The 13,507-nt window shown below is 49.6% G+C and carries 12 protein-coding genes and 1 tRNA gene; 10 read left to right on the forward strand and 3 right to left on the reverse strand.

Features of this window, described 5'->3' with window-relative positions; all coding sequences use genetic code 11:
- Positions 1 to 114: 114 nt before the first annotated feature.
- Entirely contained in the window at positions 115 to 627 is a 513-nt protein-coding gene (locus LRP54_RS03120; RefSeq protein WP_231204275.1) for a MarR family winged helix-turn-helix transcriptional regulator, read from the reverse strand.
- A gap of 175 nt (positions 628 to 802) precedes the next feature.
- Between LRP54_RS03120 and LRP54_RS03125 the strand changes: the two genes are divergently transcribed.
- The 7 genes from LRP54_RS03125 to deoC all read left to right on the forward strand — a co-directional run bounded on the left by LRP54_RS03125 (position 803) and on the right by deoC (position 8,642).
- On the forward strand, positions 803 to 1,900 hold the full coding sequence (locus LRP54_RS03125) for a BMP family lipoprotein (protein ID WP_442984587.1): 1,098 nt from the start codon (positions 803 to 805) through the stop codon (positions 1,898 to 1,900).
- A 184-nt stretch (positions 1,901 to 2,084) separates the two neighbouring features.
- Entirely contained in the window at positions 2,085 to 3,635 is a 1,551-nt protein-coding gene (locus LRP54_RS03130) for an ABC transporter ATP-binding protein (protein WP_231234928.1), read from the forward strand.
- The gene (locus LRP54_RS03135; protein ID WP_231234929.1) at positions 3,632 to 4,894 is read left to right on the forward strand and encodes an ABC transporter permease; all 1,263 of its coding nucleotides are present in this window, start codon (positions 3,632 to 3,634) and stop codon (positions 4,892 to 4,894) included. The genes LRP54_RS03130 and LRP54_RS03135 overlap by 4 nt, the downstream gene beginning before the upstream one ends.
- Positions 4,891 to 6,168, forward strand: a complete 1,278-nt coding sequence (locus LRP54_RS03140) for an ABC transporter permease (RefSeq protein WP_231234930.1) — start codon at positions 4,891 to 4,893, stop codon at positions 6,166 to 6,168. The genes LRP54_RS03135 and LRP54_RS03140 overlap by 4 nt, the downstream gene beginning before the upstream one ends.
- Complete coding sequence (locus LRP54_RS03145; protein ID WP_231234931.1) at positions 6,165 to 6,605, forward strand: cytidine deaminase; 441 nt, start codon at positions 6,165 to 6,167, stop codon at positions 6,603 to 6,605. The genes LRP54_RS03140 and LRP54_RS03145 overlap by 4 nt, the downstream gene beginning before the upstream one ends.
- Positions 6,602 to 7,900 carry a thymidine phosphorylase gene (locus LRP54_RS03150; protein WP_231234932.1) on the forward strand — a complete coding sequence of 433 codons (1,299 nt, stop codon included), beginning with the start codon at positions 6,602 to 6,604 and terminating at the stop codon, positions 7,898 to 7,900. Before LRP54_RS03145 ends, LRP54_RS03150 begins: the two co-directional genes overlap by 4 nt.
- Before the next feature lie 91 nt (positions 7,901 to 7,991).
- Positions 7,992 to 8,642, forward strand: coding sequence for a deoxyribose-phosphate aldolase (deoC, locus tag LRP54_RS03155; RefSeq protein WP_231204595.1), 651 nt, complete (start codon positions 7,992 to 7,994; stop codon positions 8,640 to 8,642).
- Positions 8,643 to 8,769: 127 nt separating this feature from the next.
- Here deoC and LRP54_RS03160 read toward each other — a convergent pair whose 3' ends face one another.
- The gene (locus LRP54_RS03160) at positions 8,770 to 10,467 is read right to left on the reverse strand and encodes a phospho-sugar mutase (protein ID WP_231234933.1); all 1,698 of its coding nucleotides are present in this window, start codon (positions 10,465 to 10,467) and stop codon (positions 8,770 to 8,772) included.
- On the reverse strand, positions 10,464 to 11,111 hold the full coding sequence (locus LRP54_RS03165; protein ID WP_231234934.1) for a TetR/AcrR family transcriptional regulator: 648 nt from the start codon (positions 11,109 to 11,111) through the stop codon (positions 10,464 to 10,466). Before LRP54_RS03165 ends, LRP54_RS03160 begins: the two co-directional genes overlap by 4 nt.
- A gap of 133 nt (positions 11,112 to 11,244) precedes the next feature.
- On the opposite strand from LRP54_RS03165, the gene LRP54_RS03170 reads away from it, so the two are divergent.
- From LRP54_RS03170 to LRP54_RS03180, 3 genes are all read left to right on the forward strand, one after another.
- Positions 11,245 to 11,315, forward strand: a tRNA-Gln gene (locus tag LRP54_RS03170).
- A gap of 55 nt (positions 11,316 to 11,370) precedes the next feature.
- The gene (locus LRP54_RS03175) at positions 11,371 to 12,411 is read left to right on the forward strand and encodes a bifunctional UDP-N-acetylglucosamine diphosphorylase/glucosamine-1-phosphate N-acetyltransferase GlmU (RefSeq protein WP_231234935.1); all 1,041 of its coding nucleotides are present in this window, start codon (positions 11,371 to 11,373) and stop codon (positions 12,409 to 12,411) included.
- Between the two features lie 32 nt (positions 12,412 to 12,443).
- On the forward strand, positions 12,444 to 13,424 hold the full coding sequence (locus LRP54_RS03180; RefSeq protein WP_231204292.1) for a ribose-phosphate diphosphokinase: 981 nt from the start codon (positions 12,444 to 12,446) through the stop codon (positions 13,422 to 13,424).
- The last annotated feature ends 83 nt before the right edge of the window (positions 13,425 to 13,507 follow it).

Consider the following 13,507-nt stretch of genomic DNA (forward strand, 5'->3'; position numbering starts at 1 on the left):
GCGCGAGAATCATCATCGTCGACGATTCTCGCGCTGCGAGTTTTATAAGCCAAAACATGACACCGTATTTATACGACACCTATTTATTTTGCTGAACCGAAATTCTACTTCCCATCATTCAAAAGGAAGTAAAAGCGGGCGAAGCAGATTACCTAAAAGCTCTAACTCTGACTCACTCAGCGGGGACAAAATACGCTGTTCACACGCAAGTAATGTCATAAGTGCCCCATCGACACAATCCCTACCCTTATCTGTCAAAGTAACGGTAATACTTCGACGATCATTACTTTCACGAGAACGCTCAACAAGTCCTTTTGCTTCTAAACGATCAATACGATTGGTCATAGTTCCCGAAGAAACAAGAAGCTCTGTCATAAGCCGCCCAGGAGTGAGGGCAAAAGGGGCACCAGATCTACGTAAAGACGCGAGGACATCAAACTCCCACGGTTCAAGGTCATGGTCAGCAAATGCTGTACGGCGTTCAAGATCAAGATGGCGAGCTAAACGTGAAATACGTGAAAGTACGAGCATAGGGGAAGTGTCTAAATCGGGACGTTGGCGTGACCACGAATCGACAATTTTATCTACTTCATCTGAAAAGGCGGAAATAGGGCCGTTAGATGTCATGTCCTCATGATACTGGCGATCAAGATATCTGGAAAGAGTGGGAAAACTCAGAAAAAATGACGATTACAAAAAGGTCACGACTATGCATTTTATGTGGAGATACAGGTAGTATCGAAAGAAGTGCCGGATAAAACCGCATCAACTCTGGGAAATTAGACTCTAGGAAGGTATTTCCGTGAAGAAGCCGATGAAGATAACCGCTGTTGCAGCATGTGCAGCAACCTCGCTCCTCCTGGCAGCATGTGGTGCCGCTCCTGATAGTACGATGAGCTCAAAAGCAGCACAATCAGCTGGTTCCGCCTCAGGTAACGGCAACATTAAGGCCTGTATGGTATCGGACTCAGGCGGCTTTGAAGACAAGTCTTTCAATGAATCCGGCAAGAACGGTCTTGAAAAAGCAAAAGCTGAACTCGGAGTAGATGTTGCCTACTCTGAATCACAATCCGTTGAAGATTTCGCTTCAAATATTTCCGCTCAAATTCAACAGAACTGCAACCTCATTATTGGCGTGGGCTTCCTCATGGCAAAAGCTATGGATGAGGCCGCGCAAGCCCACCCAGAAGTTAAATTTGCCCTCGTAGACTCGACTTTCGAAAACGCAAAAGAAAACGCAAAAGCCCTCGTATTCAACACCGCGGAAGCTGCTTACCTTGCCGGATATGCTGCCGCTGGTATGACAGGAACAGGTAAAGTCGGTACATACCTCGGTATGAATATTCCGACCACAGCTATTTTTGCTGATGGTTTTGCTGACGGCATTGCAAAATACAACGAGGACCACGGAACCAAAGTGGAACTGCTCGGTTGGGATAAAGAAAAGCAAGAGGGAGTCGCAGTCGGTAACTTCGAAGACGCACCTAAAGGTAAGCAATTCACCATGCAGCTCATCGAACAGGGCGCAGACATTATTCTCCCTGTCGCAGGTCCTGTAGGTAATGGCACTTTGGCTGCTGCTAAGGAAAATGGCAACGTATCCGTTGTCTGGGTTGATGCTGACGGCTACCTCACCAATGCTGACTTCGGCAGTTTCATCATGACATCTGTGATGAAAGAAATTGGTGCAGCTGTCTTTGACACGGTGAAGTCCTTACGTGACGGTAAATGGGATGGTTCCGCCTATGTAGGCACCATTGCAAATGGAGGTGTCGGTATCGCTCCATTCCACGATTTCGATGCGAAAATTCCTGCAGAACTTAAATCTGAAATTGACAAACTCAAGACTCAGATCGCTGAAGGAAAACTCAAGGTTGAATCCAAGAACACTCCTCAGTGATCGTAGATTCTTTGTCTAGGCGGAAGGCACAGGGAAAACCCTGCGCCTTCCACTGTTTTTCACAACAAATCACAATAAGTCTGTAAGATAGAGCGACACGGTACCACTACTTCAAAACCACGGCATAAAGCTATATGAAGGTACGTGACTTTCTGTCGGACACTGATGCGATATAGGAGCCTTTGTGAAACTTGAATTAGAAGGAATCACTAAGGTATTTGGTCCACTCGTAGCCAACGACCACATCGACCTCGTGGTTGAACCCGGGCAGATTCATGCCTTACTCGGCGAAAACGGTGCAGGCAAATCCACCCTCATGAATGTCCTTTACGGTCTGTATCAGCCCGATGATGGACGTATCCTCATAGACGGTGTTCCACAGAAATTTCACGGTCCAGGCGACGCAGTAGCAGCCGGTATCGGCATGGTTCACCAACATTTCATGCTCGTCCCCGTGTTTACTGTGACTGAATCAGTTGCCCTAGGATACGAACCCACCAAAGGAGGAATACTCGATACTGCAGCAGCCCGTCAAAAAGTCATCGAACTTTCTGAACGTTTCGGATTCGACATAGATCCTGATGCGCTGATCGAAGACCTCCCTGTTGGCGCGCAACAGCGTGTTGAAATCATCAAAGCGCTTTCACGTGACGCGCAAGTCCTGATCCTTGATGAACCTACAGCTGTACTTACCCCGCAAGAAACAGATGAACTCATCGCTATTATGCGGGAACTAAAAGAAGCCGGAACATCCATAGTCCTCATCACTCATAAACTTCGTGAAGTCCGAGCCGTCGCAGATCACATCACAGTTATTCGTCGAGGTAAAGTAGTAGGCGAAGCAAAACCTACCGCCTCAGAAAATGAATTAGCGACCCTCATGGTTGGCCGACCGGTGGACCTTGGTGTATCGAAAACAGAATCACATGCCGGCGATATAGCCTTGTCGTATCGTGAACTGACAGTACTTAACGAATCAGGCATTCCAGTTTTAGATAACATCAACCTTGATGTGCGGCAAGGTGAAATTCTGTGTATTGCGGGCGTTCAAGGAAACGGCCAGACAGAACTTTGTGAAGTCACCCTTGGATCACGACAACCCGATGCAGGAACCGTTGAAATTGATGGCCGCGATGTCACCGCGCTCGACATTAAACGCAGACTCGCCGCAGGACTTGGCTATGTTCCCGAAGATCGCAGTCAAGATGGCATGATTTCTTCTTTCACTATCGCTGAAAATATGATTCTTGACCAGCACAAAAATCAGCCTTTTTCACACGGAATATCACTTGACCTCAAAGCAATTGACACACATGCGCAGGCATTACGCGATGAATTCGATGTGCGCGTAACATCCGTCCACGATCCCATCTCTACTTTGTCGGGCGGTAATCAACAAAAAGCCATTCTTGCACGCGAACTTTCACGTCCCCTGCGTGTCCTCGTCCTTTCGCAACCTACACGAGGCCTGGATGTAGGGTCGATTGAATTCGTTCATTCCCGTATCGTCGCAGAACGCGACAAAGGGACAGCCCTCCTCGTTGTCTCAACAGAACTTGATGAGGTCATGGCTCTAGCTGACAGGATTGCTGTGATGTACCGAGGACGTCTTGTCGGTATTGTCAACGCAGATACCCCCGCTGAAGTTTTAGGACTCATGATGGCTGGCATTCCTGAAAATGAAGCACGCGCCCAAGCTGCCCATACGAGTACTGCTTCCGAGGAGGACAAATGAGCACACAAGCCCCACCAGCGGTATCCGCACCTTCAGAAAAACAGGCACGATCATGGGCATCGACTTTTATTAAACGATGTATAAGCCCATCAACCACAACAGTCGCAATGGCTGTGATTGTCGCTTTATTCCTCGGCGCGCTCATCGTTGTTTTCTTTGATGAGAAAGTCCAACACACAGTCGGCTATTTTTTTGCCCGCCCGAGTGATTTCTTTTCAGCTTTCGGTAATGCCTGTGGAGGATTCTTCCTTTCCCTTATCCGTGGAGCCATTTTTGACTGGACACAACCCACAATTGAAGGCGCTTTCAGGCCTCTGACAGAAACAATGACCCGTTCAGTTCCGCTCATCATCGCAGGTCTAGCTATCGCGGTGTCATTTACCGCAGGCCTGTTCAATATTGGTGTGCAAGGGCAACTTATGATGGGCGCAGTTTTGGGAGGTTTCGTAGGTTTTTCCTGGGATCTTCCGCCGGTTCTGCACCTGATCGTTGCGATGATTGGTGCTGTTCTTGGCGGCGGACTGTGGGGTTTGGTCCCTGGGATTTTACGCGCGAAACTTCACGCCAATGAAGTCATTGTGACCATCATGATGAACTCGATTGCCGTGTACCTTATGCAGTACTTGTTAGCTCAGAAAGTTTTCTACGGTGAAGGCGGATACCCGTCCTTATCGCAGCGGGTACACCCCACCGCCACATATCCACTGATCTTAGGTTCCTCTTTCCGTTTACATTTTGGTTTTATTGTCGCTATTGCAGCCGCTATTTTTGTCTGGTGGCTTTTGAAACGCTCAACATTTGGTTTTGAACTACGTGCCGCTGGCGCTAATCCTGAAGCTGCCCGCACCGCTGGAATGAATGTGTCACGAATTTTAATGATGACACTCATCCTGTCAGGTGCCCTTGCAGGTCTTGCAGCCACAGGGCCGATTCTGGGGACAGAAAAAGCTATCAGTGGGTCAGTAGCAGGGTCTTATGGTTTTGATGCGATTACTGTTGCTCTGCTAGGTAAATCCAGCCCATTAGGTGTCGTTCTTGCAGGCCTTCTTTTTGGTGGTCTTGCAGCCGGTGGCGCAGTGATGCAAGCCTCCTCAGCGCAGATTCCTGTGGACATTGTTCAAATCACTCAAGCAATCATTGTGTTGCTGATCGCTGCTTCGGAAGCGATTCGTCTGCGACGAGAAAAGAAAGCAGCCGATCGTGTTTCATCAGCGCAGGCTTCTCAGCGCACATCAGCAACGAAAGGGGCCCAAGCATGAGTAGCAGCATCGTCCCTGCAATCACGCAAGCAGAAAACGGGAAAGTCCTTAAACCTGTTCAGTGGCGTGATCCTATCGTGAGTGCCATCATGACTGCCCTGAGCATACTGATGACATGCATGTCCTCAGGAAACTCACGTGTGTCTTTTATTGGTGCAACCTCGTGGTTTACCTTAGGTGAAGTAACTATTCCTGCACTTTTTACAGGAATAATTTTGAGCTCCTGCTCGCTGATTGCTACCGCTGTCATCTGGATACGTGCTCGCCAACGCCGTGAAAGTAACGGATGGCTGGTCACAATTGTCGGTGCCTCTTTCGTCCTTGTATTCCTGATATGGACAGTCGCCGGTAAAGAATCATCAGTCCTGCCAGTGGTTTCCTTACTTTCTGGTGGCCTCCTTTTTGCGACCCCCCTGGTATATGGGGCATTGACAGGTATTATCTGTGAACGCACAGGCGTTATTAATATCGCGATTGAAGGCCAACTGCTGTTGGGTGCTTTCTTTGCTGTCGTGGCCGCTTCGCTTGGTGGTAATCCTTTATACGGCCTTATTGCAGCACCAATCGCAGGTATGTTGGTTTCTGTTCTTCTGGCTTTATTTACCATTAAATTCCGTGCAGACCACATTGTTGTCGGTGTCGTATTGAATATGCTTGTTGTGGGATTGACCAGCTTCATGTTTTCAACGCAGTTGAAAAATGCGCCAGAATTAAACCAAGCATTACCATTGCCGACTATGCCCATTCCCGTGCTGAAAGATATTCCAATCATTGGGCCGGTTTTATTCAACCAAACACTGCTGGTCTACCTGATGTACGTAGCGGTTATCGCGGTTCAAATCGCGCTCTTTTCTTCACGTTGGGGATTACGTACCCGAGCTTGTGGTGAGCATCCGAAAGCTGCTGACACGGTCGGTATCCGTGTCAATGCCTTGCGTTGGAAAAACGTCATTATGGCGGGTGCTATCGCAGGTCTTGGCGGAGCTGTTTTCACTGTTGGTGAAGGTCTTGCTTTCTCAAAGAATATTGCGGCTGGAAACGGTTTCATTGCTTTAGCTGCAATGATTCTTGGTCGTTGGAATCCGAAAGGCGCTTTCGCAGCAGCATTGCTTTTTGGTTTTGCAACAAACTTGGGTGCAATTATGCAGGCCGTTAACGCGCCAATCCCCGCAGAATTCTTACTCATGATCCCCTATGTCGTCACAATCTTCGCCGTCGCAGGATTTGTTGGTGCAGTCCGTGCCCCCGCTGCAGAAGGAGTGCCTTACCCGTGAGACAGCGTGACCCTATCAGTGAACAAACATGGCAGAAACTTCATGAAGTGGCCTGCGAAGCCGCCTCATACGCCTATGCTCCGTACTCACATTTTCGCGTAGGAGCAGCAGCACTCACAGACGACGGACGCATCATTTCAGGGTGCAATGTCGAAAACGCGGGCTATGGCGTGACTTTATGCGCTGAATGTGGTCTGATTTCTGATCTTATACGAGGCGGAGGCGGGCAACTCCTAGCCTTTGTCTGCGTTGACGGACACGGAAATCCGTGCGCTCCATGTGGACGCTGCCGCCAACTTCTATTTGAACATGCAGCACCAAACATGCTTTTACTGATGCCACAGGGATACATGACAATCAATGAAGTTCTCCCCGGAGGTTTTGGCCCCTCAGATCTTCAATACGCACATACTCGCCGCGAGAGAGAAAACTCATGACAACGGAACTTTTTGACGCTGTTGACATTATCGCTGCTAAAAGAGATCGTTTCCGATTAAGTGACGACCAGATTGACTGGGTTATTGACGCTTACACGCGCGGCGTGGTCGCTGATGAACAGATGGCCGCCTTAGCTATGGCTATTTTCCTCAACGGTATGGATCGATCTGAAATAGCACGGTGGACACACGCCATGATCCGTAGCGGCGAACGGATGGATTTTTCTGCCTTGCCGCGAGTAACCGTTGATAAACATTCCACCGGAGGGGTTGGTGATAAAATCACGCTACCCTTAGCCCCACTGGTTGCAGTATTTAACGTGGCTGTCCCTCAGCTTTCTGGCCGAGGCCTTGGGCACACAGGTGGCACACTAGACAAAATGGAAGCAATCCCAGGCTGGCGCGCACTGCTCAGCAATGAGGAAATCATGAATATCCTCGGCACTGGTCCCGGAGCTGTTATTTGTGCTGCAGGGAAAAGGCTTGCTCCAGCTGATCGGAAACTGTACGCCTTACGTGATACCACATCTACGGTGAACTGTGTGCCTCTGATCGCTTCATCGATCATGTCAAAGAAAATAGCGGAAGGTACCGGTGCGCTTGTCCTTGACGTGAAGGTGGGGGCGGGGGCCTTTATGAAAGATCGTGAACAAGCGACGCAGCTTGCACGCACAATGGTTGAGTTGGGGCATGACGCTGGTGTGAACACCGTTGCCTTTTTGACCGCGATGGATGTGCCTTTAGGTCGCACGGTCGGTAATGCACTGGAAGTTCGTGAAGCATGTGAGGTCCTTGCAGGTGGCGGTCCAGCAGATGTCGTTGAATTGACACTCACATTGGCTAAAGAAATGCTGACCCTAGCCGGCCTGCCGAATGCTGATCCTGAAGCTGCTTTGAAAGACGGACGTGCAATGGATAAATGGCGCGATATGATTCGCGCTCAAGGCGGTGACCCTGATGCCCCGCTGCCGGTAGCACCTTACACAGAAGAAATATGCGCAGAAAGCAGTGGCTATCTGACATCAATGGATGCCCTTGCTCTTGGTGTTGCTTCATGGCGTTTAGGGGCAGGCCGCGCCCGTAAAGAAGATCCCGTACAAAGTGAAGCAGGTATTGAAATCCTCGTGAAACCAGGTGAAGCTGTACACAAAGGGCAACCGCTTCTGCGTTTACATACGGCAACTCCGCAACGTTTTGAACGAGCCTGCCAAGCGCTCGCCGGGGCAATAGGTATTGGTCCTGAAGCTACAGGGGAACAAGGAAGTGTCATTATTGACCGTATTACTGCTTCGTAAAGTCTGTGCTAGGTAGTACTCGGCCTACGAAAGCGTAAAGAACACAAAGGAAAATACAGAAAATACACGCATATGCGTATAAGGGGAGAAAATGCTACGTCACGAAATTGCTGCAATGATTGACCATACTTTATTAGCTCCTGAAGCAAAAAGTACGGATGTTGAAGCCCTTGTCACAGAAGCCATCGAACTTGGCACATACTCTGTATGCGTTTCACCAAGTATGTTGCCGATCCGTGTTCCTGAAGGACTGAAAGTTGCGTGTGTATGCGGTTTCCCTTCAGGGGCGCATAGCTCTGCTGTGAAAGCTGCTGAAGCTGCTGAAGCTGCCGCTCATGGCGTCGACGAAGTTGATATGGTCATTAATCTTGCATTCGCTAAAGAAGGACGCTGGGACGCAGTTGAATCAGATATTCGTGCGGTTCGTGAAGCGGCACCGCATGTCGTTTTGAAAGTCATTATTGAATCAGCAGCTTTAACAGATGATGAGATTGTGGCTGCATGTCAGGCTTCGCAAGCGGCAGGAGCAGATTTTGTGAAAACTTCCACCGGCTTCCATAAAGCGGGGGGCGCATCCACTCATGCTGTGGCCCTGATGCGAGCCACAGTAGGACAAGAAATGGGAGTAAAAGCTTCCGGTGGTATCCGTGATGTTGAAACAGCTCAAGCCATGATTGAAGCAGGTGCGAATCGATTAGGTCTTTCTGCCTCTCGACAAATCTTGGAGGCTTTAGCCGAGTAGGTGAACACCCACAACTAGGGTGAGTGCACAAAACTGTTGGGCGGTGAATGTAAAAACTCACCGCCCAATACTCTTTTACGACTTCACGTAAAAACCGTGCTTTTTATGTTACGCACGGCTACAGAAATCACATACCTAATGCCTGACGGACATCATTTTTAACGAGCTCTAAACGTTCATCCGCGTGAAGTCGTGCAGCAGCTACATTTTGTCCTTCTGCAGGAATAATAACTTCACAGTAGCATTTGAGTTTAGGTTCTGTACCCGAAGGGCGTATAACGACACGATCATGAGCTTTCGTCAGGAACAGTAATCCATCAGTCGGAGGAAGCCCATTCCAGCCCTCCAACAGATCAACACATTCCACCACCGGTGAACCCGCCAAAGAAGCAATACCATGCGCACGTACATGCGCCATTGCCTTCCCAATCAAAGATAGATCCTCCACGCGGATACTTAGCGGGCTTGTCGCATAAAGCCCGTGAGTACGCGCTAAATCATCGAGCACATCACGCAGGCTCCGCGAATTGGCTTTACACTGGGCAGCAAGAGCAGCCAAACTCAAACAGGCAGAAATCCCATCCTTATCACGCACATGCAGCGGATCAACGCAGTAGCCTATGGCCTCCTCATAACCAAAAACTAAATGAGGAACACGCGCAATCCATTTGAAACCTGTCAGCGTGTGCTGATAAGACAAACCATGCGCTGCCGCTATTTGCGAGAGTAAACGTGACGACACCACGGAATTAGCTAAAACAGCCTGCGAATCACCTTCATATGTTTGAGCTATCTGCTCGCCCAGTAGTGCTCCTGCTTCATCGCCAGTGAGCTGCCTCCACGCACCCTCGTATGCCGGATCAGGTATCGCCGCGGCGCACCTATCAGCATCAGGATCATTTGCCAAGATAATATCTGCTGAAAGTTCACGTGCCCGCGCAAAAGATAAATCAAGCGCACCAGGTTCTTCAGGATTTGGAAAGGAAACCGTCGGGAAACGCGGATCTGGATCATGCTGTTCGGGGACCACGTGAACATCTGTGAAACCAGCAGCTTTAAGGACACGTAGCATAGTTTCGCCCCCGACACCATGCATTGAAGTTAATACGATACGCAGGTCACGCGGCCCATCTGGGATGAGGGAAGCGACAGTATCAACATACGCTTGAATGATGTCTTCGCTGACAATCTCCCACCCTGACGTGGCGCGTGGCACGCAAGAAACTGAAGGAACAGCAGCAATAGCCTCATGAATACGTGAATCAAAAGGCGGAACAATTTGCGCCCCTTGGCCAGCATCCGTAATGACTCGACCACCTAGGTAGACCTTATACCCGTTATCTTGAGGTGGGTTATGCGAAGCTGTCACCATGACTGCGGCATCAGCATTCATATGGCGCAAAGCAAAGGCAGTTACAGGCGTAGGCAAAGCAGAGGGCATCAGTAAAGCACGGCCGCCAGCTGCAACAACAACAGCGGCAGTATCCTCAGCAAATTGAGCAGAACCATAGCGTGCGTCATAGCCGATAACTACGCTAAAACCTTCACCTACACATTCATGAAGGACCTGTGATAGCCCACATGCAGCACGAATAACAACGGCACGGTTCATTCGATGAGGGCCAGGTCCAAGAGTTCCCCTGAGGCCAGCAGTACCAAAATGCAGGAGCGAAGAAAAACAATCGGCGACTTCCGCATCAGCTTCCGCGTCCCCATTTATCGCTGCCTCACATAGTTCGCTGAGTTCGCGCGCAGTATCAGTATCAGGATCGTCGGCAATCCATTGGCGTACAGTGGCTTCATCAAAAGAAATCGTGGTAGTCATAGCACTACGTTAGTGCCTGAATTGTTTTTATCAGACATCAGTGAAGGTGTTGTGCGCAGATCCCTCATTCCATACCACACAAGGTTGACAACATGGGCAGCTACTTTTTCTTTACTCATATGCCGTTCATCCAGCCACCATTGACCGACTTGAGCTATGAGTCCGACAAGCATCTGTGCGTACAGAGGTGAATATCGCGGATTCATATGTGAAGCATCGAACTGTTGAGCGAGGAGGTGCTCAACTTTCGCAGCAACATCCCCAATGATGGATGAAAACGAGCCAGCATGGTGTGCTGATGGGGCGTCGCGCATAAGGACTCGGAACCCATCGGTATGCGTTTCAATATATGTTAAGAGGGCAAGCGCAGCGGATTCAACGATGACGCGGGGCCGCTGTGAACGGGTGAGCGCATTTTCAAGAGTTGTGGTGAGTGCCTGAACTTCACGGTCCACTATCACCGCGTATAGTCCTTCTTTCCCACCGAAGTGTTCATAAATGATGGGTTTTGATACTTTTGCTTTTGCTGCGATTTCTTCGACACTTGTCGCATCGAAACCTTTAGATGCAAAGAGGCTCCTACCAACGTTTATGAGCTGTTCGCGACGGGCGACACCTGTCATACGTGTGCGTTTTTCGTTCATATTCTTCACGTTATCGCAGCTTTTATTGCTCCGGCCGTATTGAGGGAAGATTAGTGGCTTTCCTCTCTTAATTGCTGAAGTGCTATTCGTGATTCGATATTGTGCCTCAGGTTGTGGCACAATAAATGTGCTTTCCGCCTTGGTGTAACGGCAGCACAGGGGTTTTTGGTGCCCTTAGTCTAGGTTCGAATCCTGGGGGCGGAGCTGCTGGTGGAGCTTTGCTTCGACGCGCACCGATTGAGCCCTTTTGGGAGGATTCATGACTCACCCTGCAGCCGTTATTGTTCTTGCCGCTGGTCAGGGTACGCGAATGAAATCAGATATCCCTAAGGTTGCGCATCCTTTAGCTGGTATCTCAATGATCGGTCATGCTGTACGTGCGGCTTTGGCGTTACAACCCGAACATCTGGTCGCGGTTGTCCGTCATCAACGTGAAATAGTTGCTGATGAGATCCTTCGTTTTGCTCCACATGCGCTGATCGCAGATCAAGATGAAATCCCAGGAACAGGTCGCGCCGTACAATGCGCTGTCAACGCATTGGAAAATGTCTGCGGAAAAATCAACGGAACGATTGTTGTGACCTACGGTGATGTGCCGATGCTATCGGTCCGTACTTTAGAGGACCTTGTTGCCGCGCATGAGGAAGGCTCACATGCGGTCACGGTATTAACTGCCGTACTGGATGATCCCACAGGCTATGGCCGTATTATTCGTAATCCTGATGGCATTGTGACCCGTATCGTAGAGCAACGTGATGCTACGCCGGACGAAGCCGCAATTTCTGAGGTAAATGCGGGTATTTATGCTTTTGATGCGCAATTTTTACGCGCCGCTTTACATGATGTGAAAGCGAATAATGCGCAAGGTGAGGTTTATCTCACTGATGTGTTGGCTGCGGCTGCCCCTGCAGGGCGAACCGTGGGAGCACTGATCGTTGAGGATCATTGGCAAATTCAAGGATGTAATGATCGTGTTCAATTGGCGCAATTAGGCGCAGAATTTAATCGCCGGATTTGTCAAGGACATATGCGAGCAGGGGTGTCAATCCCTGATCCGATGTCAACATGGATTGATGTGGATGTCACCATTGGTCCAGATACCACAATTTTCCCTGCGACCGTGTTGCGGGGGAGGACCACGATTGGTTCTCGTTGCCTTATCGGTCCTGGGGCAACACTGATTGATACGCAGGTGGGGCATGATGCTCATGTTCCAACAGCGTGGACAGTGGGTGCTCAAATTGATGAGGGCGAGGTCGTGGTTCCTTTTAGTGTTCGTGGTCAGGTCCAAGCGGGCTGACTGTTTTATTCCATTTGTGAGGAAGGAAACCTATGAGCGGGTTGGTGACCAGTGGTGAGAAGCGGCTTGTCCTTGTATCGGGACGTGCCCACCTTGAACTCGCACATCAGGTGGGTGAGGTCCTCGGGTGCGGCGTCTCGCCGACAACTGCCTACGATTTTGCGAGCGGTGAAATTTATGTGCGTTTCACTGAATCTTTACGTGGCGCTGATGTTTTTGTTTTGCAGTCCCACACCTCCCCAATTAACAAATGGCTGATGGAACAGCTTTTGATGATTGACGCGGCAAAGCGTGCATCTGCGAAACGTATTACAGCTGTATCACCTTTCTACCCCTATGCGCGTCAGGATAAGAAACATCAAGGACGTGAACCTATTTCAGCGCGTCTTATAGCAGATATGTATAAGACTGCAGGTGCTGATCGTGTGATGAGTGTGGATCTACACGCCTCGCAGGAACAGGGATTCTTTGATGGTCCCGTTGACCACCTGTGGGCTATGCCGGTTTTAGTTGATTATGTACGTACTCGTGTTGACCTAAGCAATGTGGTGATGGTTTCACCTGATGCAGGTCGTATCCGCGTGGCAGAAAAATGGTCAGCAAAACTGGGGGGCTGTCCCTTGTCTTTCGTTCACAAAACTCGTGATACGACTCGACCAAATGTTGCTGTGGCAAACCGAGTAGTAGGTGATGTTGCAGGTAAACAGTGTGTGCTGGTTGATGACATGATTGATACAGCAGGCACAATCGCTGAAGCAGTAAAGGTTTTGTACTCTGCGGGCGCGCAGTCTGTGATCGTGGCTGCGACACACGGTATCTTGTCTGACCCTGCGACACGTCGTTTAGCAGAGTGCGGTGCAACGGAAGTTGTGGTGACTGATACTTTGCCGATTACGCCGGAAAAGCGTTTCCCCACGCTCACGGTTTTACCTATCGCGCCCCTGCTGGCAACTGCGATTCATGAGGTTTTTGAAGACGGTTCCGTCACATCTTTATTTGATGGAGTGGCTTAAATATTACTATTCACGCTACACTGGTGGGGTTGCTCCGGCGAGGGCTGCTTGCATATGACTGCGCATAAGGGCAGGGTGTGAAG

The sequence above is a fragment of the Schaalia sp. lx-100 genome (assembly GCF_021083625.1).
Taxonomy (GTDB): domain Bacteria; phylum Actinomycetota; class Actinomycetes; order Actinomycetales; family Actinomycetaceae; genus Pauljensenia.

Coding starts and splice junctions, on each gene's coding strand:
- LRP54_RS03120 (WP_231204275.1), bottom strand. CDS start 627: ATGACATCTAACGGCCCTATTTCCGCCTTTTCAGATGAAGTAGATAAA.
- LRP54_RS03135 (WP_231234929.1), top strand. CDS start 3,632: ATGAGCACACAAGCCCCACCAGCGGTATCCGCACCTTCAGAAAAACAG.
- LRP54_RS03140 (WP_231234930.1), top strand. CDS start 4,891: ATGAGTAGCAGCATCGTCCCTGCAATCACGCAAGCAGAAAACGGGAAA.
- LRP54_RS03150 (WP_231234932.1), top strand. CDS start 6,602: ATGACAACGGAACTTTTTGACGCTGTTGACATTATCGCTGCTAAAAGA.
- deoC (WP_231204595.1), top strand. CDS start 7,992: ATGCTACGTCACGAAATTGCTGCAATGATTGACCATACTTTATTAGCT.
- LRP54_RS03160 (WP_231234933.1), bottom strand. CDS start 10,467: ATGACTACCACGATTTCTTTTGATGAAGCCACTGTACGCCAATGGATT.
- LRP54_RS03165 (WP_231234934.1), bottom strand. CDS start 11,111: ATGAACGAAAAACGCACACGTATGACAGGTGTCGCCCGTCGCGAACAG.
- LRP54_RS03175 (WP_231234935.1), top strand. CDS start 11,371: ATGACTCACCCTGCAGCCGTTATTGTTCTTGCCGCTGGTCAGGGTACG.
- LRP54_RS03180 (WP_231204292.1), top strand. CDS start 12,444: ATGAGCGGGTTGGTGACCAGTGGTGAGAAGCGGCTTGTCCTTGTATCG.